Origin of the sequence: Streptomyces sp. NBC_00659 (assembly GCF_036226925.1) — a bacterium.
Lineage (GTDB): Bacteria > Actinomycetota > Actinomycetes > Streptomycetales > Streptomycetaceae > Streptomyces.
In genome coordinates this window covers 8813468-8836263 of record NZ_CP109031.1, presented here as the reverse complement: position 1 = coordinate 8836263, position 22796 = coordinate 8813468, and the positions used below count along the sequence as shown (strand labels likewise).

Here is a 22796-nt window from a genome sequence, read left to right as displayed (position 1 = left end):
ACGCATCTGTGATGGAGACCATTGCCGCAGGTCACGGGGGGCCGCACACTGTGGATGCCACCGATTGAACGGTGCACTAACGGACACTGGAGGGCCCGTGACGAGCTCGGTCACCGAAATCGAGACATACGGCGTCGAGCGAATCCCGGACGAGGACCGCACGGCCCGGCCGATCGACCTGTTCCGGCTCGCCTTCGGCGGCGCCAACACCTTCGCGACCTGTGTACTGGGCGCGTTCCCCATCCTCTTCGGGCTCTCCTTCTGGCAGGGGCTCGCGGCGACCGTCCTCGGACTGGTCGCGGGTGCGCTGCTGCTGGCCCCGATGTCGCTGTTCGGCCCCGCCAACGGCACGAACAACGCCGTCTCCTCCTCGGCGCACCTGGGCGTGCACGGCCGGGTCGTCGGGTCCTTCCTCTCCCTGCTCACCGCCATCGCGTTCTTCTCGATCTCGGTGTGGTCCTCGGGAGACGCGCTCGTCGGCGGCGCGCACCGGCTCGTGAACGTCCCCGAGTCGGACGTCACCTACGGCATCGCGTACGCGATCTTCGGCGGACTCGTGCTCGTCGTCTGCATCTACGGCTTCCGCTTCATGCTGCTGGTCAACAAGATCGCGGTGCTGGCGGCCTCGGCCCTCTTCGTGCTCGGCGCCTTCGCCTTCGCCGGTGACTTCGACCCCGGATACGCGGGTGCCTTCGCCTCGACCGCCGACCCGCTGTTCTGGCCGTCGTTCATCGGCGCCGCGCTGATCGTGCTCTCCAACCCGGTCTCCTTCGGCGCGTTCCTCGGTGACTGGTCCCGCTACATCCCCGCGAACACCCCGCGCCGCCGGGTGATGGGCGCCGCGTTCCTCGCCCAGATCGCCACCCTGCTGCCCTTCGTCTTCGGCCTGGCCACGGCGTCGATCATCGCGACGAAGGCCGCGAAGTACGTCGACCCGGCCGCCCCGAACTACGTGGGCGGACTGCTGGCCATCTCCCCCGGCTGGTACTTCCTGCCGCTCTGCCTGATCGCCCTGATCGGTGGCCTGTCGACCGGCACGACGTCCCTCTACGGAACGGGGCTGGACTTCGCCAGCGTCTTCCCGCGCTTCAACCGTGTCCAGGCCACCTTCTTCATCGGTGTCCTGTCCATCGGGTTCATCTTCCTCGGCCGCTTCGCGCTCAACCTCACGCAGTCCATCTCCACCTTCGCCACGCTGATCATCACCTGCACCGCGCCGTGGATGGTCGTCATGGCGCTCGGCTACGTCACACGGCGCGGCTGGTACGACGCCGAGGCACTGCAGGTCTTCAACCGGCGTCAGCGCGGTGGCCGCTACTGGTTCGCGCACGGCTGGAACTGGCGCGGCATGGGCACGTGGCTCGTCAGCGCCGTCGTGGCCCTCCTCTTCACCAATCTGCCGGGCCAGTTCGTCGGTCCGCTGGGCAACCTCGCGAACGGCGCGGACATCTCGCTGCCGGTCGGCCTCGGTCTGGCGGTCGTGCTCTACCTCGCCGCACTTGCCCTGTTCCCCGAGCCGCGCGCCGTGTACGGGCCCGACGGACCCCGCTTCGTCGGGGCGTCCGACGCCGACATCGCGCCGATCACCGGTGGCACCGAGGAGAAGACCCCCGAGCCCGCCGCGGCCGTCTGAGTCCTCACCGTCACCGACATCCCCGACTGGGCGCCCGGCCCTGACCGCCGGGCGCCCCTGACCAGGAGCCGTGCATGAGCACCACCACCGTGCAGGAAGTCCGGGCCGCCGCGGACGCGCTCGTCGCCGCCTTCGCCGAGGGCCGCCTCGACGACTACTTCGGTGCCTTCGCACCGGACGCGACGTTCGTCTTCCACACCACGCCGGGGCGTCTCGGCTCCACGGCCGAGTACCGCGACCTGTGGCGGCGGTGGGTGGAGCAGGACGGTTTCCGCGTCCTCGGCTGCACCTCGTCGGCACAGCTCGTCCAGCCCTTCGGTGACACGGCTGTCTTCAGCCATGACGTGGAGACCCGCGTCGCCACCAACGCCGGCGAGGAGACGGTGCACGAGCGGGAGACCATCGTCTTCGCCCGCTCCGCGGACGGCGCCTGGCTCGCCGTACACGAGCACCTGTCCCCCCGTACCACCGCCTGACCAGGAGAGACGTTCCATGAGCAGCACGTTCCGCAACTACATCGACGGTACGTTCGCGGATGCCGCCGACGGCCGGACTCTCGATGTGGTGGACCCGACCACCGGTGACGTCTACGCGACCTCCCCGCTGTCCGGGGCGGCCGATGTCGACGCGGCGATGGCGGCGGCGGCCGCGGCGTTCCCCGTCTGGCGCGACGCGACACCGTCCGTGCGGCAGCGCGCGCTGCTGAAGATCGCCGACGCGATGGAGGCGCGGGCCGGGGAACTGGTCGCCGCGGAGAGCCGCGACACCGGCAAGCCGCTGCACCTCACCCTCAGCGAGGAACTCGCCCCGGCGATCGACCAGGTCCGCTTCTTCGCGGGCGCGGCACGGATGCTGGAGGGCCGCTCGGCCGGCGAGTACATGGAGGGCATGACCTCGATCGTCCGCCGCGAGCCGGTCGGCGTGTGCGCCCAGGTCGCGCCGTGGAACTACCCCCTGCTGATGGCGGTGTGGAAGTTCGCCCCGGCCCTCGCGGCGGGCAACGCGGTGGTGCTCAAGCCCTCGGACACCACTCCGGCCTCCACGGTGCTGATCGCGGAGATCATCGGCGGTGTCCTGGAGGAGCTCGGCCTGCCCCGGGGGATCTTCAACGTGGTCTGCGGCGACCGCGAGACCGGCCGGCTGATGGTGGAGCACCCGACCCCGGCGATGGCCTCCATCACCGGCTCGGTGCGCGCCGGCATCCAGGTCGCCCAGAGCGCGGCCAAGGACGTCAAGCGGGTCCACCTGGAGCTCGGCGGCAAGGCCCCGGCCGTGGTCTTCGAGGACGCCGACCTGGCGAAGGCGGTCGAGGACCTGGTGGTCGGCGGCTTCTTCAACGCCGGTCAGGACTGCACGGCGGCCACCCGCGTCCTGGTCCACGCGTCGGTGCACGACGAGTTCGTCGCCGCCCTCGCCGAGGCCGCTGCCGGGACGAAGACCGGGCAGCCGGACGACGAGGACGTGCTCTACGGGCCGCTCAACAACGCGAACCAGCTCGCCCAGGTCAGCGGCTTCATCGAGCGGCTGCCCGAGCACGCGAAGGTCGAGGCCGGCGGCCACCGGGTCGGCGACAAGGGCTACTTCTACGCCCCGACCGTGGTCTCGGGTCTGCGGCAGGACGACGAGATCGTCCAGAACGAGGTCTTCGGCCCGGTCATGACCGTCCAGTCGTTCAGTGACGAGGACCAGGCCGTCGCATACGCCAACGGCGTGGACTACGCGCTGGCCTCCTCGGTGTGGACCAAGGACCACGCGCGGGCGATGCGGATGTCGAAGAGGCTCGACTTCGGCTGTGTGTGGATCAACACCCACATGGCACTCGTCGCCGAGATGCCGCACGGCGGGTTCAAGCAGTCCGGCTACGGCAAGGACCTCTCCGCCTACGGCTTCGAGGACTACACCCGGATCAAGCACGTGATGACGTCGCTCTGAGCGGATGTCCCCACGGCAAGGGGGTGAGCCCGGCATCGCGCCGGGCTCACCCCCTTGCCGTGTCCGACGCCCCTCAGCCGTGCGAGACCTTCAGGCCGTAGAAGGCGACCCTCGCCCCCTTCGTGGTGCTCTCGGAGGACGACTGGTTGTACGAGCCGGCCTTGAAGTACTGCTTGTAGGGGAAGAACGACGACGGGATCGCGTAGTGCGTGGTGCTGCCGTTGACGGTCAGGTCGATGGTGTCGCCTCCGGAGACGGCGATCGTGTACGTCCACGTCTTGCCGACCGCCACGTGTCCGACCGTGTGGGTCGTCTGGCCGCCCGAGGGCGAGTTCTCGGTGCCGACGACGATGTCACCGCTCGCGCGGTAGTACAGCTCCACCAGCGGTTTGGTGGACGATCCGCCGGAGCCGAGGTGGATCTGGCCGACGCACACGTTGGAGGTGACCGACACCACCCGAAGTGTCGCGCTCAGCCGGTGACTGCCGCTGAGCGACCAGTTCGCCGCGCTGCCGCTGCGGTTCATCTCCCGCAGTTCGGAGCGGGCGTAGTGGGAGTTCGGCGTCGTGACGCCCTTCTCGGGCGCCCAGAAGGTCATCGCGCCGTCGCGGGTGTCGGTGGAGAAGTACGCGTCCTGGTAGCCGTTCGCGCCCTGCAGCCGGGCGGAGGAGATGGTGGTGGGCGAGCCCGGGGAGCCCACGGGCTCCTGGAGTTGCCACACCGACAGGTCGAAGTTGCCACCGGGCGCGACGTTCGGGTCGGCGGCGCCGGCGCTGGACGTGCCCAGGACGGTGACCGCGGCGACGACGCCCGCGACGGTGGCCGTCGTCAGGAGCCGAGGCGCGGCACGTCCGGCAAGGAGGGAGGGGGTTCGGGTATGTGGTCGCTTGTTCACCATGACGGTCAGGGCCTTTCGTCTGGTCGGATGGAGCAGACGGTGGGGAAAGGCGAGGTTCACATGGATGAACATCGAGTTCACCTGTGAACCTCATGTGCCGTGACGCTAAAGGTCTGCACCAACTCCGTCAAGAGGTCCCGCGCCCACGGCGGTTGAGGACCGAGGCCAGGAGGTCCGAAGAGCGCGGGTGCGCGTGGGCGTGCGGCCGACGAGCCCGAGGAGGAAGCCGGCCGGAACGGTGACGAGCCCCGGTGTCTGGAGCGGGAACCAGCGGACGTCGTGATCGGGGAAGACCGCGAACGGGGTGCCCGACACCGCGGGGGATCCCGCGAGCAGCAGCACGATGAGGGGAAGGGTCCCGTAGACGGTCCAGCGCGCCCCGGTGGCGGAGTGACCGGGCAGGAAGAGCGCGTACAGCAGAACCGGGGCGAGCACCGAGGCCGCGACGGTGAACGACAAGGAGATCAGCGTGAGTCTGCCGCGGTCCCCGAGGGCCGCCGACACGACGACGGCGACCGCTCCGACCAGGACGATCCCCAGCCGTGCCCGCCGGATCTCCCCGGCGGGCGAACGGCCCCCGCCCCCGTGCGCGGGCCGCCCGCCGAAGTCACGGGCGAGACTGGAGGCGGCCGCCAGCGTGATGCCCGCGACGGCCGCGAGGGTGGTCGCGAAGACGGCGCAGGCGACGATCGCGAACAGCATGCTGTGCCGGGCGCCCCCGGCGACCGGGTCGAGCGCGCCCGTCACCATCAGCAGGGCGGTCGCTCCCCCGGGGTCGGCGGCCCGCACCGGGCCCCGGCCCATCAGGGCGCAGGCACCCAGCCCGGCCACCACGACCGCGGCGCACACCACCGCCACCGGGCCGACCGCCCAGCCGACGGCACGCCTCGCGGTGCGGGCGTCCCGGACCGGGTGCAGCCGCATGGTGATGTGCGGCAGACAGGCGGCTCCGACCAGGAGGGTTGCCTCGAAGCCGATCAGGTCGAGGCGCCCGGCGACGGAGTGGCCGAAGTGGAGTCCGGGGCGCGCGTAGGCGGCGCCCGCTCCGGAATGCTCCCGGGCGGCACCGAACAGGGCCGGCGGCGACCATCCGTACCGGGCGAGAACGACCCCGGCCAGCAGCAGCATGGCGATGAGCACCACACCGACCTTCAGGATCTGTACGTACCCGACGCCGCGCATCCCGCCGAACGCGGCGTAACAGACCATCAGGGCTCCTCCGGCGACGGTGCATCCGGTGAGCGCGCCGTCCGGGAGCCCGAACATGGCCGCCATGATGCGTCCGGCGGTGGAGAGCTGCACCAGGAGCAGCGGGGTGAGGACGACGAGAGAGGCGACGCCGAGCGCCCGGCGCACGGAGGGAGCGCCGAGGCGGTCGGCGACGAAGTCCCCCAGGGTGAACACCCCTTTCCTGCGCAGGGGTTCACCCAGGAATCGCATCATCAGATAGAGCGAGACGACGGTGGCGCAGGCGAACAGGATGCCGTCCGCCCCGTCGAGGGCTACCGCGCCGGTGGTACTGAGCAGGGTGGCCGCGGAGATGTAGTCACCGGCGATGGCCAGCCCGCCTCCGACCGGCCCGAAGGCCGCGCCGCCGCCCGCGTAGAAGTGCTCGGGGTCGTCCAGATCGGCAGCCGCCAGGCCGCACAACAGCAGGGACACGGCGACGAAGCCGAGGAAGACCATGACGGCGAGCGACTCTCCGTCGCCGGAGCTCATCGGCGGTCCTCCGACGGCACTGCCGCGCACGGCCTCGTCCCTGCGCACAGCCTCGTCCCTGCGCCCGGAACGGGAGCGGACGGAGATGCGGGAGATGCCGGAGATGTGTGACGTGAGGGCGATACGGAGGATGCGGGAGGCGCGGAAGCTGCGGAAGACATGCCTGGCATGGCATCAACCGCGCCGGGGGCGCGTACAGGGGACGGCGCGTTCGGGCGTCGCGCGCACAGCGGCCGCGGTGCGGGTCTGTGCGGCGGCACAGCACGTTGATCCATTGGGATGATTCACGGGCGCGGCGGGGTGAACGACGGGACGGTAGCCGCCGCTTGGGCGACCGCCGGTCCCCCGTGGTCACTAGCGTGGCTCCCTGTGTCGATGAGCTATGCCTTTGTGAACCTGAAACCCGGAGTGGGCAAGACGACGAGCGCGGTGTGGCTGGCCCACGCGTTGCACGAGTCGGGCTTCTCACCCCTGTTGGTGGACAGTGACCCCGCGTCCTCGGCGCTGCGGTGGAGCGAACTGGCGGGAGGTTTCCCCTTCCCCGTGTTCTCCCTCCCGGTGGGCGACGTGCACCGGCGAGTGAACGACTTCCTCGGCGACCGGCAGGCCGTGGTGTTCGACGCCCCGCAGATGGAGGATCACGCCCACATCGCCCGGAGTGTCATGCGGTACGCGAGCGAGTGGATCGTGCCGGTGACACCGTCCCCCATCGAACTGGACCGCATGGCGCCCATCGGCCGCGAGATGGGCGACGTCCAGTCCCTGCGGGCCCGGCCGGCCCGCTCCGCCGTACTGCTGAACCGTACGAACCGTCCGGACGCCACCCGCACGGGCCCCGACGCCGATGCCCGCGAAGCGCTCACGGAACGCGGCTTCGACGTGCTGTCCACCCACATTCCCCGACTCGACCTGTACTCCCAGTCGTTCGGCAGCCCTGTCACGGTCAAGGGATCGGCGTACATGGATCTCGCGGACGAACTCATCAAGCGTCAGGACGCGATGTGAACCAGCGCAAGGACACCTACCGGGCCGCCCTGCAACGGGAACCCGATGCCGCCGCGCCCCGTCACACCAAGGTCGCGCGGCTGCACACGCGATATGTCCGGGTGACGATCGAACTGGACCCCGCGCTGCCGGACGGACTGACCCGCTGGGTGGGGCCGCCCGTGTCCGCGATCCTGCGTGTCGGCGCCGCCGCCCTGCGGCCTCTGACGGGTACCCCGTAGGCACGGTGGGGGACCCCGTCCCTCGACGCCGGCACGGTCCGGGGTGTCCGTTCGTCCGGGCCGGGAGCGTGTCGCTCGAACCGGCCGGGCACGGCGCCGCGACGAGGGCTCAGGTCTCCAACGGGTGGCCGCCGTCGCCCTCGACGACGACCCGGTCGACGCCGGGCTCGTCGCCCCGTTCGACCATCGTCAGGTCGATCCGCCCGTCACCGCTGGTGTCGAACTGGTAGAGATCGGCCTTGCCGTCGCCTGTGGTGTCGGTCATCCAGACGTCGGTCTTTCCGTCGCCGTTGGTATCGGCGCTGAGGACGACGTGATGCTCGTCGCCCTGGGTCTCGATCACTTCGTCCGTGCCGTCGTTGGTCTCCATGACGGCCGGTTGCCCCGGTCGACGGGGCCGAAACAAGGGTCCGCCCGGGCCCGGGGACTCCCCGGCGGTACGCCGCGGTGCGGGGCCACCGGCCGGTGCCTCGTCCGTAAGGCAGGATGGGTGCCATGACCGAGATCCGCACCCCCCGCCTCCTCCTCCGCCGCTGGTACGACGACGACCTCGCCCCCATGGCGGACATCAACGCGGACCCCGAGGTCATGCGCTGGATCGGCGACGGTTCGGTCCGCGACCTCGACGCCACCGCCGAGGAGATCGAGCGGTGGGAGGACGAATGGGACGAGGAGGGCTTCGGCGTCTTCGCCGTCGAACTGCTGGCCTCGGGAGAGCTGGCCGGCGTCGCGGGGCTGTCGGTGCCCGAGTACCTGCCCGAGGTCATGCCCGCCGTGGAGATCAGCTGGCGGTTCGGCTCACCGTTCTGGGGCCAGGGCTACGCGTCCGAAGCCGCCCACGCCACACTGGAGTTCGCCCTCCAGGACCGCGGCCTCGACCGTGTGATCAGCGTCGACCGGATCAGCAACGAGGCCTCGCTGAACGTCGTCCGCAAGCTCGGCATGAAGCCCGAGAGGGAGACTTCCCACCCCGTGTACGACTTCCCCCTGACCATCCACGCGATCGACCTCACCGAGTTCCAGGCGTGATCCCCTTCCCGGCGTGAGCCGGCCGGCCCTGGGAACACAACTGCCTTACCGCTGGGTTGAGTTCGACGTCACGGGCGCTGCGCGGCCCTTCCAGGGGCCCGCACCCCAGGCCTGTCCGAGCGAAGGAAGTACGGTGATCACGGGATGAAGGCGGTCCGGTTCCACGCGTACGGCGGGATCGACGTGCTGCGGGTGGAGGAGGTGGAGCGGCCGACGCCCGGCCCCGGGGAGGTGCTCGTCGAGGTCCGCGCGGCCGGGATCCAGCCCGGCGAGACGATGATCCGCGAGGGAGCACGGCACGGACGCTGGCCGGCGGTCTTCCCCTCCGGGCAGGGCAGCGATCTGGCCGGCATCGTGGTGGAGGCGGGTCCGCACGTGCGGGGCTTCGCGGTGGGTGACGAGGTCCTGGGCTTCACTCACAACAGGGCGAGCCACGCGGAGTTCGTCGTGGCGGAGGACGTGAAGCTCGTATCGCGCCCGGAGGGTCTCCCCTGGGAGGTGGCCGGCTCGTTGTACGTGGCCGGCACGACGGCGTACGCCACCGTGTTCGCGGTGGACCCCGGCCCGGGCGACACCGTCGTGGTCTCCGGTGCGGCCGGCGGCGTCGGATCTCTCGCCGTGCAGCTCGCACGGCGGCGCGGTGCCACGGTCATCGGTCTGGCGAGCGAGTGGAACCACGCCTGGCTGAAGGAGCAGGGGGTCGTCCCGCTCCCCTACGGTGAGGGCGCGGCCGAACGGATCCGGCAGGCTTCGGGCGGGAGGGTCGACGCGTTCATCGACACCTTCGGCGACGGATATGTGGATCTGGCCGTGGAGCTGGGCGTGCGGCCCGAGCGGATCAACACGATCCGCGACTGGGAGGCGGCGGCCCGGGTCGGCGCGCACACCTACGGCGAGGGTGCGGCGGCATGCGCGGTGGTGGTCGGCGAGCTGGCCCGGCTCGCCGCGCGCGGAGAGCTGGACGTACCGATCGCCCGCACCTACCCGCTGGAGCGGGTCCGGGACGCGTTCCGCGAGCTGGAACTGCGGAAGACCCACGGCAAGATCGTGCTCCTGCCCTGACCCCGGCCGCCGGGACGACCGACGGCAGGCCGGGTGCGGCCATCAGCGGGATCCGACGTCACGCGTCCGCGGCGACTGCCCTCAGGCCGGCCAACGACTCCCGTAGGAACCGGACCAGTTCCTTCTCCTCGGTCCGCTCGACCCAGCGCCGGAAAGCGAACTTGAAGACGGCGATCCCCACCTCCGCGGCAAGGCCCGCGGAGGCATCGTCGACACCACGCAGCCGCAAGGCGTCCGCGAGCGTCGCGGACATCGACGCGAGTTTGATCAGCTCGCGTTCCTGAAGGTCGGAGTTGGCGTCGATGACGGACTGCCGCTGCCGAGCGTGCTCCTGGCGCGCCTCCAGCACACCCGCGGCGTCTTCGAGGGCCGCCGCCACGGCATCCAACGGGGTGGCGGACTCGGGAGCCTGCGCGACGGCACGCGCGAGCACGTCGTTCAGCTCTCCCGAACCCGCGAACAGCACCTCGCGCTTGTCGGCGTAGTGCCGGAAGAACGTCCGCTCCGTCAGCCCCGCCCGTTCGGCGATCTCCGCCACCGAGGTGCGGTCGAAGCCGCGCTCGACGTAGAGCTCCAGTGCCGCCCGTGCCAGGCGGCCGCGCGCGTCCGGCTCCCATCGACCCATGCCCGGCATCGTACTCGATGACAGTCCCTGACATCGAGTGCTACGTTTGATGACAGTCACTGACATCGCTTGGTGGCCTCCTGCGTGCCCTGGTGCACGGATGGGCCACCCCAGGCTGGAGGCTTTCTCATGCGTGTTTTCGTCACCGGGGCATCCGGATGGATCGGCTCCGCACTCGTCCCCGAGCTCATCGGCGCGGGGCACCAGGTTGTCGGGCTCGCCCGCTCGGACGCCTCGGCCGCGGCCCTGAAGAAGGCCGGGGCGGACACGGTGTCCGGCACCCTCGACGACTCCGACGTCCTGCGCGAGGCCGCCGAGGCGTCGGACGGCGTGATCCACCTCGCGTTCAAGCACGACCTCGCGTTCTCCGGCGGTTTCCAGGACGCCGCCGACGCGGACCGCCGGACCGTCGAGCTCTTCGGCGAGTCACTCGCGGGTTCCGGGCGACCGCTGCTCATCGCGTCTGGGCTGATCGGCGTGGCCTCGGGCCGCCCGAGCACGGAAGCGGACGGACGGACCCCGGACGATCAGTCCGCGCATCTGCCGGGCGGCCCGCGCACCCGGATGGGCACCGCGCACGTGGCCCTCGCCCTCGCCGACCGGAACATCCGCTCCTCCGTCGTACGGCTCCCCCCGACCGTGCACGGCGAGGGTGACTACGGATTCATGGCGGCCCTGATCGGCATCGCCCGCGACAAGGGCGTCGCCGGGTACATCGGCGACGGCACCCAGCGCTGGCCGGCCACGCACCGCGGCGATGCCGCCCGCCTCTTCCGCCTCGCCCTGGAAGGCGCACCGGCGGGATCGGTCCTCCACGCGAGCGCCGAGGACGGCGTTCCGATCCGTTCGGTCGCCGAGGTCATCGGCCGTCACCTCGACGTACCCACCCGCTCCGTCCCCGCCGAGGAGGCGGCCGAGCACTTCACGTGGCTGTCGGGATTCCTCGGCCTCGACAGCCCGGCCTCCAGCGAGCGGACCCGCGACCTGCTGGACTGGCACCCGACCGAGCCGGGCCTGATCGAGGACCTCGACAAGGGGCACTACTTCCGCGCCGGCGGGCAGTAGAGCCACGGCCGCCACGACCGGCTCAGGACACCGGGACACCGGACACCGGGACCGCCGGTCGTGCCGGTCGGCTCACGCAACGCCGTCCGCCGGACGCCGTGCCGGGGGCCGGTGGGCCGGTGGGCCGGTGGGCCGGTGGGCCGGTGGGCCGGGGCTCGCGGTGTGCCGATGCGGTTTGCCGATGCTGCTGACGCCGGTGTGCCGATGCTGACGCCAGGGCACATGAGCGAACATGCCCCTTTCCTTGCATCACATCGTCATCGACGCGCACGACCTCCCCTCACTGGCGCGGTTCTGGGCCGCGGTCCTGGGCTGGCGGATCCTCTCCGAGCGGGAGCGGGAGGTCGTGATCGGGCCGGACGAGACAGCGCCGGTGGGCATCTGTTTCATGCCGGTCACGGACCGGAAGGTCGTCAAGAACCGTCTGCACCTCGATCTGACCTCCCCGGCCGAGGACCGGGAGGCCGAGATCGAGCGCGTCCTCGCGCTCGGGGCGCGCAGGGCGGACGTGGGGCAGAGCGGCGAGGAGTCGTGGACCGTGCTGACCGATCCGGAGGGGAACGAGTTCTGCGTGGTACGCCCGAAGGCGACCCTCGTCGGCTAGGGGCCGGCGTCGTGACGGGCGAACGCTGCCCGCGGCGACGCCGGCCCTCACGCCCGGGACGCCGTGGGTGCCGGGTGCTGGGACTGCAACCGCCGCCAGACCGATCGGGGGCAACGGCCCTTGGGGCGGCCGTCGGTGAAATCCTGGTAGGGAACTCTGAGCGGCTGAAGGCCGATCTCGACCCAGTGATCCTTACCCGACGTGAGGTCCCAGCCGTCGCTGGGCATTTGGATGTGGTCGTGGCGGTGGTCCTTGTTCTGGCTGGTGATCTTGAGGACTTCCGCGTAGTGGGGACGGCTCCGCATGACCACGCAGTAGCGTTCCTTGCTGCCCTCGGTGTCCCGGAACGGAACCGCCGCGTGCCAGATCTCGCCCGGACCAGGGCGGCGGCCTCCCGAGGTGAGGCCGCCGTTGTCCCACCAGCGCACCGCCACCCGGCACAGGTACGCGGTGAGACCGGCGGCACCGCACTGCGCCATCGCGCGCGCACTCCACTCGGGCGCGTCGAACCGGGCCGCGGCCCAATGGGCGGCGATCTGGCCGAGGACGAGCACCCCTGCCGCGCGAGCGCCGACGACCCATCGGGCGACGGGACGCCGCCGGCTCGCGAACAAGGCCACGCCCACGGCGGCGGCGACGGGTATGCCGTAGACGACCGCGTACTGCACCGGACCCTGCACGTGCAGGGGTGGATCCTGAGACGCCATCAGGTCGGGCAGGGTGACCGGCAGGGCCAGGGCGTAGCCGACGGCGACCCACAGGTTCAGCAGCAGATAGCCCTTGACGGCCATGCCCAGGCAGGACGTGTTGGTGCGACGAGCCACCGGATCCCCTCTTCGTCTGTACCGGGCGCCGAATTATTCAGCCGGTTGGGACGCCGAGGGGCACGAAATCGGGAACTGCCCGGCGGACCGCAGCCCGCGTGCTACGGACTCGCGCCGGCGGGACCCGCTTGCGGACCGCCCGCGGTGTGTCCCCCGGTGTGCGGCGTTCGGGTCATAGCCATGGCGTCGCGCGCGAGCCGAGGCACGATGCGGCGGCGGGGCGGACGGGCGGACCATAGCCTGAGCCGACCGGGAGATCAGTCGACGTCTGGAGCAGCACGTGGCCGGGCTGGATGTGTGGCAGCGGCTGGGAAAGTGGAGACGCCTGCTGCCGGCGGTCCTGCTCCTCGCGGCCGTGGTGATCGACTTCGTCACGCCGCCCGCGGTCAGCGCCGCCGCTCTCTACACGGCCGCGATCCTGACGTCCGCTGCTCTGCTGTCCCTGAGCGGGACCGTCATCACCGGGGCGGCGGCGTTCCTCCTCGACCTGGCCATGTTCGGGTACTTCGGCTTCCACGGAACCGCGACCGAGTTCAGCGAACTGTCCATGGTCGCGACGGTGGCCGTGATCGCGATCTTCCTCAATCGCCTTCTGTATCACCTGCACACCCAACTGCGGTCGGCGCGTGACATCGCCGCCGCCGTCCAGCAGGCCGTCCTGCGGGACCCGCCGGAAGCGAGCGGTCCCCTGCGGTTCGCCGCTCGCTATCAGGCCGCGCAGACGGATGCGCAGATCGGCGGAGATCTCTACGCGGTGGTCGATACGCCGTTCGGCGTGCGGTGTCTGATCGGCGATGTGCGCGGCAAGGGGTTGAAGGCGGTCAGGGCGGTCGCGGGCAGCATCGGCACCTTCCGTGAGGCGGCCCTGCAAGAACCCGGTCTCACCGCGCTCGTGGAACGGCTGGAACGAGCCGTCACCCTCGAGATCCAGCAGTACGGGGGTGCGACCGAACTCGAAGGGTTCATCACGTGCGTGGTGGCGGAGTTTCCCCGGCACGGCAACGAGGTCCGCATGATCAACCGCGGCCACCCCGCACCCATGCTGGTCCTTCCGGACGCCGTGCGGTACGTCGAACCCAGCCGGCCGGCCTTGCCCCTGGGCCTGACCGCGCTGGCCACCGGCCCGGAGCGCGTCGACACGGTGACGTTCCCGCAGGGCGCCACTCTGCTCCTCTACACCGACGGACTCACGGAGGCCCGGAACTCGAAGGGCGACTTCTACGACCCTCTCGGTAGGTTCAACCGGCTTCGGCACGCCCGTCCGGACGCCTTCCTCGACGCCCTGCTGTCCGAAGTGCACAAGCACACCGGCGGCCGCAGAGCCGACGACTTGGCACTGCTGGCGATCACCCATGCATACGACACCGCGTGACGCTGCTCGCGGAAGAGTCCGGGACAGCGCTCAGACCGCTCCCACCGGTCGACGTTCCGGTCGCGCCTCGCCGCTCGAAGTGACCCGGCCGCGGGAGCGCTCACCGCAGAACCCGAGCGGTGCGGGCCGACGAAAGCCAGCTGGGGAACTCCTGCAACAGCCGGTCGTAGAGCAGCTCGTCGCGCACCTTGCGCGGATCACGGCCGGCATGGAAGAAGCCCGCGTTGTCGACGACGCGGTGTCCGGGCACTGCCAGGTCGTCGAGGCGGCGGAGAAAGGCGAACTCGTTGTCATCGGGGTCGCCGAACCCGATGAACTGCCAGAACAGCGGCAAGCGCGCAGCTTTGCACAGGTACCGCTCGGCGGCGGACTTGCTGGTGGGCCCGCCGTCGGTCTGGAAGATCACCAGGGCTGGGACGTCACTGCCGGAAGCCAGGTAGTGGTCGATGACCTCGTCCATCGCCCAGTGGTAGTTCGTCCGTCCCATGTGACCGAGGTTCTCGTGCAGCTTGTCGATGCGGCCACGATGCCCTCCGAGCCTGAGATCGGTGGATCCGTCGACGTCGGTGGAGAAGAACACCACGGGTACCGTGCCGTCGTCATCGAGGTGGGCGGACAAGGAGAGGACCTGCTCACCGAGATGCTGCATGGTGCCGTCCTTGTAGTAGGGCCGCATCGAACCAGAGCGGTCCAGTACCAGATACACAGCAGCACGCACCCCCTCGAGACCGTGCGCGCGCACGCTGGATCCGGCCGCCTTGTACAGACTCACCAGATCCGGGGCCTGCGCCTGCATCTTGGACAGACTGATTGCCGGGGCGTCGTTCTGTGCCCTGCCCATGGTCACCACTTCCGTGTCGCGTAACGTCCCTCATCCTTGCGGTTGAGGCGATACCACGAGGCAGAGTCGGACAACGCGGTGGAATCGGTGCCGCAGTCGGGTCGTACTGAAAGTTCGACGCGCCGAAACGAAAACCCAAGCACCTGCCCCGTTCAGATGTCGGCGACGGCCGTCTCCGCGGGGCGTTCCGCGACGTGCGGGCGAGGCTTCCGGCGCCCCGCGAGGCTGCAGCCGAGACAGTCGCTGTGGCCGTCGCGGGCCGTGACGTCCCTGACGCGCCAGTTCCACTGGGCGACCGGGCGCGGGCCGCTCGGTTTGCCCCAGCCCGCCAGGTGAAGCGCCCACGTGGCCGGCACGGCCAGGACCAGCACCGCCGCTCCCGCAAGCGCGAGAAGCCCCGACCCCTCGGCCATCGCGAGTCCGCACAGCCCGAATCCCAGCGTCGCCGTACCCGCGCCGCTCCAGCCGGCAACGGTGTGGCCCAGGTCGTGGTCGTCATCACCGTGGATGAACAAGATCTCGCTCCTTGAGAGCTGTGAAAATGGTAGGGCTGACAGCATCGCGAGATCTCTTATCTCGCGAGCTAATTATCTTAGATACTAAGAGGACTCGTGAGTGATCACAAGGAGCGCCCGGCCGCCACGGTGGACCAGGCTCTCTACGCCATGGACCGGATGATCGCCACCGCCCAGTTCGGACAGCAGGACATCGCCCGCCGGATGGGTCTGAACGTCACGGACCTCACCTGCCTCGGCTTTCTCATGGAGGCGTCCATGGCCGGCGAGTCACTGGTCGCGGGGGAACTCGCGGAACGGGCCAGGCTGACCACGGGAGCGGTCACGGGAGTGCTCAACCGCCTGGAGAAGGCCGGATACATCCGGCGCACCACGGACCCGGGCGACCGCCGCCGCGTGTACGTGGTCATGGAGGAGACCGCTCAAGAACGCATTCTCGCGATCTACGGCCCCGTCTACGAGCGCCTGGCGTCCCTCTTCGGTGACTACGGGCCGGATGAGATCGCCGTGCTGGCGGACTGGTTCACCCGCGCCCGCGCCATGTTCGACGAGGCGTTGCACGAAATCCGGGAGGGAGTGTCAGCCTCACCGGAGGCCGGCGGAAGCCCATCTCATCGAGGGTGACGAGCACGCACACGGCACCCCGCCGAGGACCGACAGCCAAATCACGCGCGGCGCGACTCCAGGTCGAGTGCGGCAGGACAGGAGACCAACGATGCACCTGTGCTGATGAGTTGAGACTTCGAACATCTCCCTCAACGGCGCGGGCGCCTCGTGCGTTGCGCTCTCGCCGCCGTCACTCCATCGGTAGCCACCCTGAAAACGCCCACTGATGCCAAGGCAACTCCAACCCAGAGCCACGCCGCCAAGTCTGCTCCTATGATCCGAGTGTGAAGTGGAAATGGGTGGGGGCCGTGGTCAACGCGGTGGGGCTAGCGGCTGTCGGATGGGGCCTGGCTGGCTTGGTCGACTTAGGTTGCGACTGGCACCGGTCAAACGGCAGGACAGCCTGCGGAGTACCTGACGGTGGCGGTTGGTACTTCACAGCCTTCTTTGTACCGCCGTGGCTGCTGGTGGTGCCGTTCAAACTGGATCTTTACGCTGTCGATTGGCGTCCAACGCTGGGCTTCCCAGTTGGTGTGCTGGTCGGCTGCGTAGCCATCTTCTTCGTAGGCACATCAGCGGGGTTCTGGATTCTGGCCCTTGCTCTGCTCGCCGCTGGCACGGCGGCACCCTGGGCGACACGGCGTCACAGCATCGCCTCGCAGCGGCGGGCCCGTCGGCGCCGGTCATCCTAAAAGGTGTTGCACAAGGCTGAGTATGGGCAGGTCGGAGCAAGTGGCGAACACTTCACTCATGCCGCCTCCGTCACCCGATCGGTGGCCACGTTGAAAACGCTCAGTGTCTCCGCCCGGCGCCATCCCGCGCGCCACGTGCAAACGGCACGCCGCTACCCCAGTTGGGACCGGTGGGGGTACGGCCCGGACCCAAGAAATCCTCCACAGGCCGCCGCACACCGAAGCCGGGCCCACGCTCTCCCGCGAGGGCCCGCTACGAACGCCGGGTGCTCAGGATCCAACGACGGACTCGACGACGTTGCTGCTGGCGGCCGCCTCGTCCTGCGCAATGCCGAGGAAGCGCTGGACCGTCTGGATCGGCATGTCGAGCCCCTCCGACGCCTCCTGCATGCCGCCGAACACCTGCACCGCCTCGGTGACCGCCATGGCCACCTCGACCTCGGCCTTGCGGACCTTGGCCTCGGCCTTGTCGACGGTGTCGACCACCGCCAGTTGACGGCGCTGCTTCTCTTGGAGGCGCTGCTTGCGCGAAAGGGCTCTGTCGGAGTTCGAGTTCTGCACAGACATGGCCAAGATCATAATCAGTTGCCCGCGCACCCGTGAAATCTGCAACTTGCCCGCGCCACGTGGACGTTCACGGCTCGAGGCCGGACCGTCGGTACCGGCTCCGGTCCAGCTTTCAGGCCCCTCGCATGAGCTCCGCATTGACCGCGTCGACCTTGGCGTACAAGGGCCCCTCGACAACGACGTCCTGGCCCCTCCCTCGCCGCCACGGGTCCACGTCGATCACCGTGACGAGCGCGTTGCCCAACCCGACGACGACCCACCAGTCCCGCCCGTCCGCCCGTACCCGCCAGGTCGACTTCACCCACTTGCCGGTGTCCGTACGCACCTCGGCCGAGACCAGTTCCCAGCTCGTCGGGTCGAAGGACACCAACTCCTCCACGGGAGCCTCGCGTTGGCGGATCCGTTCGGTGACATGACCTCCACGGGCCGTCAACCGTACCGGCTCGCGCAGGATGTGGCGGACGCGTACGAAGAGGGAATCGGGGCCCGACTCGACGTGGAAGCGGGCGGTCTCGAACCGGGGTGGCACGGCGAACTCCTCTTGACCGGGCGGGTGTGCCCGAGACCGACACGGAACACCTCGTCAACGAGCTCCTGCACACCGGAGACGGGGGAAAACCCACCCTATGACCACCGCAGACGGGAGAACCCACCGGTACTCGGTCCGTCCACCCGGCCAGATCTCCGACACGTCGTGGACGCCCCGCCCGACAAGACCTGGCTCGGGGTCACCTCAGGGCACCCTGGTGAAGTCTGTAGGCGAACAGCCCCGCGTTCCCGCCGACTATGAGCCCGTTGCCATCGGGATCCCAGGCACAGGTGAGCAGGGCGCTGTCGGTGCGCATCATGGTCAGCACCCGGCCGGTCATGGGGCTCCGGATGAGCAGCGTCCCCTCGTCGTCCGCGCTGGCGAGCCAGGCACCGTCGGGGCTGATCGCCACCGCGGTCACTGAACCCTCATGGCCATCGAAGGTACGAAGTCGCTGTCCGGTGGCAGGGTCCCAGATCCCCACGGCCCCCCGGCTGCCCGCACCGGCGAGCCAGGCGCCGTCGGGACTGATCGCCACCGTGTGGCCTGGACGGTCGTCGAGGACCCGAAGCTGTTGCCCGGTGGCAGGGTCCCAGATCCCCACGGCCCCCCGGCTGTCCGCGCGGGCGAGCCAGGCGCCGTCAGGACTGAACGCCACCGCGGTGACCGAACCCGTGGGGCAGGTGAAGGCACGAAGCTGTTCCCCGGTGACGGGGTCCCAGATCCCCACGGTCCCCCGGCTGCCCGCACCGGCGAGCCAGGCTCCGTCGGCACTGATCGCCACCGCGGTGATCGCATCGCTGTGGGTGGCGATGGTACGCAGCTTTTCGCCTGTGGCGCAGTCCCAGATCCCCACACCTCCGCCGAAGCCGACCGTGGTGAACCACGTACCGTCCGGACTCACCGCCACGCGGTCCGCCATCTCGGTCACCACAAGAGGGTGTCCGGTGCGGGCCCGCATGCGTCGGCCGGTGCCGGTGTCCATGATCCGCACAGCCTCGTCGCTCGCGGTCGCGACCCAGGCGCCGTTCGGACCGACCGCCACCGAAGTCACCCGGCCGACGCGGGTGCTGGGCCTCTGGGGCGCCTGGCGGGGCGTGGTGTCCCAGATCCGCAAGGTCCCTTCGGACGTGGTGGTGGCGAGCCAGGCGCCGCCGGGGCCCACTGTCATCAGGGGTACTCCCACGGCAAGTTCGGCATTCAGGACGAGCCGTTCCTCTCCGGTCGCCACGTCCCAGAGCCGGACGGCCCCGTCGTGGCCGGTGGTGGCGAGCCACGACGCGTCCGGACTCACCTCCACCTCGGTCACCCCGTGAGTGACCGAGGAAGGGAGGGCGAGCCGTTCCTGTCCGGTCGCCACGTCCCAGACCCGCAGGGCGTCGTCGTTACCGACCGTGGCAAGCCACGTTCTCCCCGAACCCTTCACCACCCAGCGAATGTTGACGACGGGCAGGGTGTGCAGGACGCGTCCGGTCGCAACGTCCCAGATCTGCGCGTACCCGTCGTCGCTCGCGGTGGCGAGCCAGACGCCGTCCGGACCCGCCGCCATCGAGGTCACCGCGCGTATGCAGCGAGCCGTGAGAGCACGCAGCATGCTTCCGGTGGCGACGTCCCAGATCAGTACGGTCCTGTCGTCGCTCGTGGTGGCGAGCCAGGCGCCGTCCGGACTCGCCTCCACCCGCATGCCGGCGGAGGCTGTGCCGGCGCGCAGGGTCCGCAGCACGCTCCCGGCGAACGGGTCCCAGATCCGCACGATCCCCTCACTGCCGGACGTGGCGAACCAGGTGCCGTCCGGCCCCACCACCAGCGAGATGAAATCGTCCGCCCTGTTGGTGTGGCCGACGAGGCGGTGAAGCTGTCGTCCTGCGGCCGGGTCCCAGATCCGGAGGGTTCCGTCGTAGCTGGTGGTCGCGAGCCAGGCGCCGTCCGGACTGACGACCATCGAGGTCACCGAGGCCGTGTGCCCCGAGAGAGTGCGAAGCGCGTGTCCTGCGGTGGGATCCCAGATCCGGACGGTCTCGTGGCGTCGGGTGGCCAGCCACGCCCCGTCCCGGCTCGCGGCCACGGGTCCGGCGTCGTCGGTGAGCCGGCGCAGCAGGGCGGGGTCGGGCAGGTCGGGTGGCATCCACCGGTCGATGAGCGCGGGAGGATCTGTGGGCCGAGGGCTGGTCGGCCGGTTGAGTGCGTCGGGGACACGGCTCAGCAGGATGGCGTCGAGGGCGTCCGGTGGCGTCGTGGGGGTGAGCAGGTGGGCGGCACTGGCCAGTTGGCGGGCCAGAGTGCCGGTGGGGGCGCCGACGCGGTCGAGGTCACGCCACGCGGCGGTGGGACCGCGCTGATGCAGACGGGCGCGCATCCACCGGAAGTCTCCCGCCACAGCCATCGCCTGAGTGGTGCGCCGGGCATCGAGCAGGTGCTCGATGAGGTGGTCCTGGAGGTATCCGGTGGTGGTCTGCCACCATGCCACGCCGCCGTCCTCGGCCGGGGGCAGGGTGGCCGCCGTGGCATCGAGCAGGGCGGTGTCGGCGGCCGCCAGGCCGGTGGTGCCCAACTCGGCGCGCAGGTAGTCGCGCACCACGTCGTGAAGCGTGACGGCCCCGCCGGGCAGCGTCGTGTCGATGGCGAGCAGGGACAGGTCGGCCATCTGTTTGCACAGCGAGCGGGCGGCTGTCTCGTCCAGAGCGCCGGTCGCCTGCCAGAGCGCCGTCACCAGGGCCATGGGCACGGCTTCGTCCTCGGCGAAGATGCCGAGTTCGTTGAAGCGCTGCTCGGCATCGTCGGACCGCAGAAGGGTGGTCGCCGCCTGGATGCTGGCCCGTACGGCGGTGTTGCGGCGATCCGGGTCGTTGAGGTCGAGTGTGCCGTCGGGGTCCTGGACAGCCGGACCGCCGGCGCTCAGCCGGTGCAGGAGCGTTGCCGCCGTCTCCGTCGGATCGGCACCGGTGGCCACCTGGTCCGCGATGAACTTGTTGGCGATACCCAGTAACAGCGCCCATCGTCCTGTCGCCTTCACCAACGCCTCCGCCGCATCGGGGCGGGGCGGGACGGTCAGTCGCCGGGTGAGCAGCGCGTGGGCCTGCCGCTCGGTCATGCGGTCCACATGGATGGTGGTGGTTCGCGTCGCCGGAAGTACGTCGGGCCTGCGGGTGGTGACCAGCCGAACGCAGGACTTCTCCGCTCCGCGGAGGAACGGGGTGAGCTGTTCGCGCTCCCACACGTCGTCGATGATCAGGAGGGTGCGGGGCATCTGCTCGAGCAGGCCGCCGAGGTGGCTTCCGGCGCGCTCGGGGTCCGAACCGGTCTCGGTGGTGTTGCCGGTGATCAAACGGGTCTCCACAGCGACCTTCGCGGCGACGGCCGCAGGGCCGCGAACGTCCCGCCCGATCGTGATCCAGTGAACGCCACCCGGGAATTGACGCTGCACCGACCGCTGGGACGCGACGTATTTGGCCAGGGTGGTCTTGCCGAATCCTCCGGCCCCGTGCAGGCCGGCCGTGATGCCGACCGGCCCCCGGTCCCGCCACGCGCGGGTGTTTCGAAGTACGGCCCTGATGACTTCATCGGCTTCGTCCCGGTCCACCCATCCCTCCGGGATCACCGGAGGCGTCGGCCTGGCAACGGCGGGGCGCGGCTCGGGCACCGGACGCAGGGACACCACCAAGGACGCCAGTCCGGCGACCGATCCCCACACGCTCGCCACCGGGTCCGCGGCACCGGATCCGTGCCGAAGGGTCACCACCAGCAGCCACACGCCACCCGTCGCACACAGCGTGATCGCGGCCCGCACACCCCAGCGCCCCCATGTCCCCATAACCGTGCATCATCCAGCGCGGCGCCTGCCGCCGAGACCTTTTCTCCCGACTTGACCGCCGGTGGCCTCGCCTCGTATCTCGGTCGCCGGGGACAGGACGGGCCTGGCAGGGTGTGCGTCATGAGCTCCGAGCCCGCGCGCCCCAACCCGGTCCGTCACCGCGATCACGGGACATGGCTCGTCCGGTTCACCGGCAGGATCCTCGTGGTCTGCCCGAAGTGCGGCGGCCGCGCGCTCGTCGTTCCGCTGCCCGGCATCGGGTCGCAGAAGTACTTCAGCGACCTGCTCTTCCGGCCCCGCCGCCTCACGTGCTCCGGCTGCGGCGCCGTCGCCGACTGGTCGGCCGAGCAGCGGGACACCGCCCTGGTCGGCGCGGTGCCCGGCGGCACGGAGGACCCCTTCTTCCGGCGGCCGCTCTGGCTTCAGACCCGCTGCGCCGGGCGCATTCTGTGGGCCTACGACGTGGAACACGTCGACGCCCTCGCCGCGTTCGTGGGCGCCCGGCTGCGCGAGCGTCGCGCCTCACCGACGAGGGCGATGTTCGCCCGGCTGCCGGCCTGGATGAAGTCCGCCGGGCATCGTGACGAGGTGCTGGCCGGCCTGGCGGCCCTCCGCGTCCTGGCGGGCCGGTCGGCCCCCGCGGACCGTTCCGACGCGGCCCACGAACGCGGCGACCGCCCGCGCCACCACGGCAGCCTGCTCTTCCGCGGGGGTCCGTACTAGAGTCCGTCCTCCAACAGATCTTGGTCGGAGCGGAAATGACGCAAAACGGCACTGGCATGCGCCGCACCCTTCTCATACCGCTGCTGGCGGCGGCTCTCACCGGATGCTCGCTTCTCGGCCGGGACACGCCGTGCACCCTGGCCGACGCGGACTCGGGGGTCTCCGCCGTGTGGCGGCCCGCCGACTTCGGCGGCCAGGACGCGGCGAAGATCAGGCTGTGTGTGAACAGCCGCTGCGACGAGCGGAGTTCGGGCAGTCCCGACGACCCGTTTCTCTCGCTGTCAGTCCGACTCCCCGACGGCGTCGGCGCGTCCACCCTGCCGGTGCGACTCACCGTGACGTCGACGAAGAGCGGTGACACGATCGTCGAGGACAGCACGCGGGCCAGGCTGACCGACCAGCACCCCAACGGCACATCCTGCGGGCCCATCGCCTGGACAGCGACCTTCCGTGCCCACCCCGACAAGGGCCTCACCTCGCCCAAGGGCATGAAACTCCAGGGGTGAGTCACGCATCGGTGCCG

General features: G+C 70.3%; 23 protein-coding genes. 13 read left to right on the top strand and 10 right to left on the bottom strand.

Annotated elements, in window-relative coordinates; all coding sequences use genetic code 11:
* Positions 1-97: 97 nt before the first annotated feature.
* From OG410_RS38605 to OG410_RS38595, 3 genes are all read left to right on the top strand, one after another.
* Positions 98-1633 (top strand): purine-cytosine permease family protein, encoded by a 1536-nt coding sequence (locus OG410_RS38605; RefSeq protein ID WP_329303414.1) that lies wholly within the window; start codon positions 98-100, stop codon positions 1631-1633.
* 74 nt (positions 1634-1707) lie between these two features.
* Complete coding sequence (locus OG410_RS38600) at positions 1708-2109, top strand: YybH family protein (protein ID WP_329303413.1); 402 nt, start codon at positions 1708-1710, stop codon at positions 2107-2109.
* Between the two features lie 16 nt (positions 2110-2125).
* Entirely contained in the window at positions 2126-3565 is a 1440-nt protein-coding gene (locus OG410_RS38595; protein ID WP_329303412.1) for a gamma-aminobutyraldehyde dehydrogenase, read from the top strand.
* 73 nt (positions 3566-3638) lie between these two features.
* Here OG410_RS38595 and OG410_RS38590 read toward each other — a convergent pair whose 3' ends face one another.
* Positions 3639-4535 (bottom strand): polysaccharide lyase family 7 protein, encoded by an 897-nt coding sequence (locus tag OG410_RS38590; protein ID WP_329303411.1) that lies wholly within the window; start codon positions 4533-4535, stop codon positions 3639-3641.
* A gap of 33 nt (positions 4536-4568) precedes the next feature.
* Positions 4569-6182, bottom strand: a complete 1614-nt coding sequence (locus OG410_RS38585; RefSeq protein WP_329303410.1) for a sodium/solute symporter — start codon at positions 6180-6182, stop codon at positions 4569-4571.
* Positions 6183-6557: 375 nt separating this feature from the next.
* Between OG410_RS38585 and OG410_RS38580 the strand changes: the two genes are divergently transcribed.
* Positions 6558-7187, top strand: a complete 630-nt coding sequence (locus OG410_RS38580) for a ParA family protein (RefSeq protein WP_328673534.1) — start codon at positions 6558-6560, stop codon at positions 7185-7187.
* Complete coding sequence (locus OG410_RS38575; protein ID WP_328673532.1) at positions 7184-7408, top strand: hypothetical protein; 225 nt, start codon at positions 7184-7186, stop codon at positions 7406-7408. The genes OG410_RS38580 and OG410_RS38575 overlap by 4 nt, the downstream gene beginning before the upstream one ends.
* 109 nt (positions 7409-7517) lie before the next feature.
* On the opposite strand, the gene OG410_RS38570 is transcribed toward OG410_RS38575, so the two are convergent.
* Complete coding sequence (locus OG410_RS38570) at positions 7518-7778, bottom strand: hypothetical protein (protein WP_326783698.1); 261 nt, start codon at positions 7776-7778, stop codon at positions 7518-7520.
* A gap of 125 nt (positions 7779-7903) precedes the next feature.
* Between OG410_RS38570 and OG410_RS38565 the strand changes: the two genes are divergently transcribed.
* Positions 7904-8437: a GNAT family N-acetyltransferase gene (locus OG410_RS38565; protein WP_328673529.1), complete on the top strand. Its 534-nt coding sequence runs from the start codon at positions 7904-7906 to the stop codon at positions 8435-8437.
* A gap of 144 nt (positions 8438-8581) precedes the next feature.
* Positions 8582-9499, top strand: coding sequence for an NADP-dependent oxidoreductase (locus tag OG410_RS38560; RefSeq protein WP_329303409.1), 918 nt, complete (start codon positions 8582-8584; stop codon positions 9497-9499).
* 58 nt (positions 9500-9557) lie between these two features.
* On the opposite strand, the gene OG410_RS38555 is transcribed toward OG410_RS38560, so the two are convergent.
* A complete protein-coding gene (locus tag OG410_RS38555; RefSeq protein ID WP_329303408.1) occupies positions 9558-10124 on the bottom strand; it encodes a TetR family transcriptional regulator in 567 nt (188 codons plus the stop codon).
* Between the two features lie 129 nt (positions 10125-10253).
* Here OG410_RS38555 and OG410_RS38550 point away from each other — a divergent pair, with 129 nt between their 5' ends.
* Both OG410_RS38550 and OG410_RS38545 read left to right on the top strand, forming a co-directional pair.
* Positions 10254-11189, top strand: coding sequence for an SDR family oxidoreductase (locus OG410_RS38550; RefSeq protein WP_329303407.1), 936 nt, complete (start codon positions 10254-10256; stop codon positions 11187-11189).
* Between the two features lie 232 nt (positions 11190-11421).
* Positions 11422-11793 carry a VOC family protein gene (locus OG410_RS38545; RefSeq protein ID WP_329303406.1) on the top strand — a complete coding sequence of 124 codons (372 nt, stop codon included), beginning with the start codon at positions 11422-11424 and terminating at the stop codon, positions 11791-11793.
* A 47-nt stretch (positions 11794-11840) separates the two neighbouring features.
* On the opposite strand, the gene OG410_RS38540 is transcribed toward OG410_RS38545, so the two are convergent.
* Complete coding sequence (locus OG410_RS38540; protein ID WP_329303405.1) at positions 11841-12617, bottom strand: hypothetical protein; 777 nt, start codon at positions 12615-12617, stop codon at positions 11841-11843.
* 280 nt (positions 12618-12897) lie between these two features.
* Here OG410_RS38540 and OG410_RS38535 point away from each other — a divergent pair, with 280 nt between their 5' ends.
* On the top strand, positions 12898-13989 hold the full coding sequence (locus tag OG410_RS38535) for a PP2C family protein-serine/threonine phosphatase (RefSeq protein WP_329303404.1): 1092 nt from the start codon (positions 12898-12900) through the stop codon (positions 13987-13989).
* Positions 13990-14089: 100 nt separating this feature from the next.
* Here OG410_RS38535 and OG410_RS38530 read toward each other — a convergent pair whose 3' ends face one another.
* The gene (locus tag OG410_RS38530) at positions 14090-14830 is read right to left on the bottom strand and encodes a vWA domain-containing protein (protein ID WP_329303403.1); all 741 of its coding nucleotides are present in this window, start codon (positions 14828-14830) and stop codon (positions 14090-14092) included.
* A gap of 152 nt (positions 14831-14982) precedes the next feature.
* A complete protein-coding gene (locus OG410_RS38525; RefSeq protein WP_329303402.1) occupies positions 14983-15345 on the bottom strand; it encodes an HGxxPAAW family protein in 363 nt (120 codons plus the stop codon).
* Between the two features lie 150 nt (positions 15346-15495).
* Between OG410_RS38525 and OG410_RS38520 the strand changes: the two genes are divergently transcribed.
* Positions 15496-15969: a MarR family winged helix-turn-helix transcriptional regulator gene (locus OG410_RS38520; RefSeq protein WP_329304440.1), complete on the top strand. Its 474-nt coding sequence runs from the start codon at positions 15496-15498 to the stop codon at positions 15967-15969.
* Between the two features lie 944 nt (positions 15970-16913).
* Here the strand turns inward: OG410_RS38520 and OG410_RS38515 are convergent.
* The 3 genes from OG410_RS38515 to OG410_RS38505 form a co-directional block, all read right to left on the bottom strand.
* Positions 16914-17210: a hypothetical protein gene (locus tag OG410_RS38515; RefSeq protein WP_329303401.1), complete on the bottom strand. Its 297-nt coding sequence runs from the start codon at positions 17208-17210 to the stop codon at positions 16914-16916.
* 112 nt (positions 17211-17322) lie between these two features.
* Positions 17323-17739 (bottom strand): hypothetical protein, encoded by a 417-nt coding sequence (locus OG410_RS38510; RefSeq protein ID WP_329303400.1) that lies wholly within the window; start codon positions 17737-17739, stop codon positions 17323-17325.
* A 199-nt stretch (positions 17740-17938) separates the two neighbouring features.
* Positions 17939-21550, bottom strand: a complete 3612-nt coding sequence (locus OG410_RS38505; RefSeq protein WP_329303399.1) for an NB-ARC domain-containing protein — start codon at positions 21548-21550, stop codon at positions 17939-17941.
* A 120-nt stretch (positions 21551-21670) separates the two neighbouring features.
* Here OG410_RS38505 and OG410_RS38500 point away from each other — a divergent pair, with 120 nt between their 5' ends.
* The gene (locus tag OG410_RS38500) at positions 21671-22273 is read left to right on the top strand and encodes a hypothetical protein (RefSeq protein ID WP_329303398.1); all 603 of its coding nucleotides are present in this window, start codon (positions 21671-21673) and stop codon (positions 22271-22273) included.
* 56 nt (positions 22274-22329) lie between these two features.
* Positions 22330-22779 (top strand): hypothetical protein, encoded by a 450-nt coding sequence (locus OG410_RS38495; protein WP_329303397.1) that lies wholly within the window; start codon positions 22330-22332, stop codon positions 22777-22779.
* Positions 22780-22796: the final 17 nt, after the last annotated feature.

Bases quoted from the DNA above. Each gene is read 5' to 3' on its own strand.
- OG410_RS38570 (WP_326783698.1), bottom strand. From the start codon at position 7,778: ATGGAGACCAACGACGGCACGGACGAAGTGATCGAGACCCAGGGCGAC.
- OG410_RS38595 (WP_329303412.1), top strand. From the start codon at position 2,126: ATGAGCAGCACGTTCCGCAACTACATCGACGGTACGTTCGCGGATGCC.
- OG410_RS38530 (WP_329303403.1), bottom strand. From the start codon at position 14,830: ATGGGCAGGGCACAGAACGACGCCCCGGCAATCAGTCTGTCCAAGATG.
- OG410_RS38555 (WP_329303408.1), bottom strand. From the start codon at position 10,124: ATGGGTCGATGGGAGCCGGACGCGCGCGGCCGCCTGGCACGGGCGGCA.
- OG410_RS38600 (WP_329303413.1), top strand. From the start codon at position 1,708: ATGAGCACCACCACCGTGCAGGAAGTCCGGGCCGCCGCGGACGCGCTC.
- OG410_RS38505 (WP_329303399.1), bottom strand. From the start codon at position 21,550: ATGGGGACATGGGGGCGCTGGGGTGTGCGGGCCGCGATCACGCTGTGT.
- OG410_RS38560 (WP_329303409.1), top strand. From the start codon at position 8,582: ATGAAGGCGGTCCGGTTCCACGCGTACGGCGGGATCGACGTGCTGCGG.
- OG410_RS38515 (WP_329303401.1), bottom strand. From the start codon at position 17,210: ATGTCTGTGCAGAACTCGAACTCCGACAGAGCCCTTTCGCGCAAGCAG.
- OG410_RS38520 (WP_329304440.1), top strand. From the start codon at position 15,496: ATGGACCGGATGATCGCCACCGCCCAGTTCGGACAGCAGGACATCGCC.
- OG410_RS38580 (WP_328673534.1), top strand. From the start codon at position 6,558: ATGAGCTATGCCTTTGTGAACCTGAAACCCGGAGTGGGCAAGACGACG.
- OG410_RS38495 (WP_329303397.1), top strand. From the start codon at position 22,330: ATGCGCCGCACCCTTCTCATACCGCTGCTGGCGGCGGCTCTCACCGGA.
- OG410_RS38565 (WP_328673529.1), top strand. From the start codon at position 7,904: ATGACCGAGATCCGCACCCCCCGCCTCCTCCTCCGCCGCTGGTACGAC.
- OG410_RS38550 (WP_329303407.1), top strand. From the start codon at position 10,254: ATGCGTGTTTTCGTCACCGGGGCATCCGGATGGATCGGCTCCGCACTC.
- OG410_RS38590 (WP_329303411.1), bottom strand. From the start codon at position 4,535: ATGTTCATCCATGTGAACCTCGCCTTTCCCCACCGTCTGCTCCATCCG.
- OG410_RS38500 (WP_329303398.1), top strand. From the start codon at position 21,671: ATGAGCTCCGAGCCCGCGCGCCCCAACCCGGTCCGTCACCGCGATCAC.
- OG410_RS38545 (WP_329303406.1), top strand. From the start codon at position 11,422: ATGCCCCTTTCCTTGCATCACATCGTCATCGACGCGCACGACCTCCCC.
- OG410_RS38585 (WP_329303410.1), bottom strand. From the start codon at position 6,182: ATGAGCTCCGGCGACGGAGAGTCGCTCGCCGTCATGGTCTTCCTCGGC.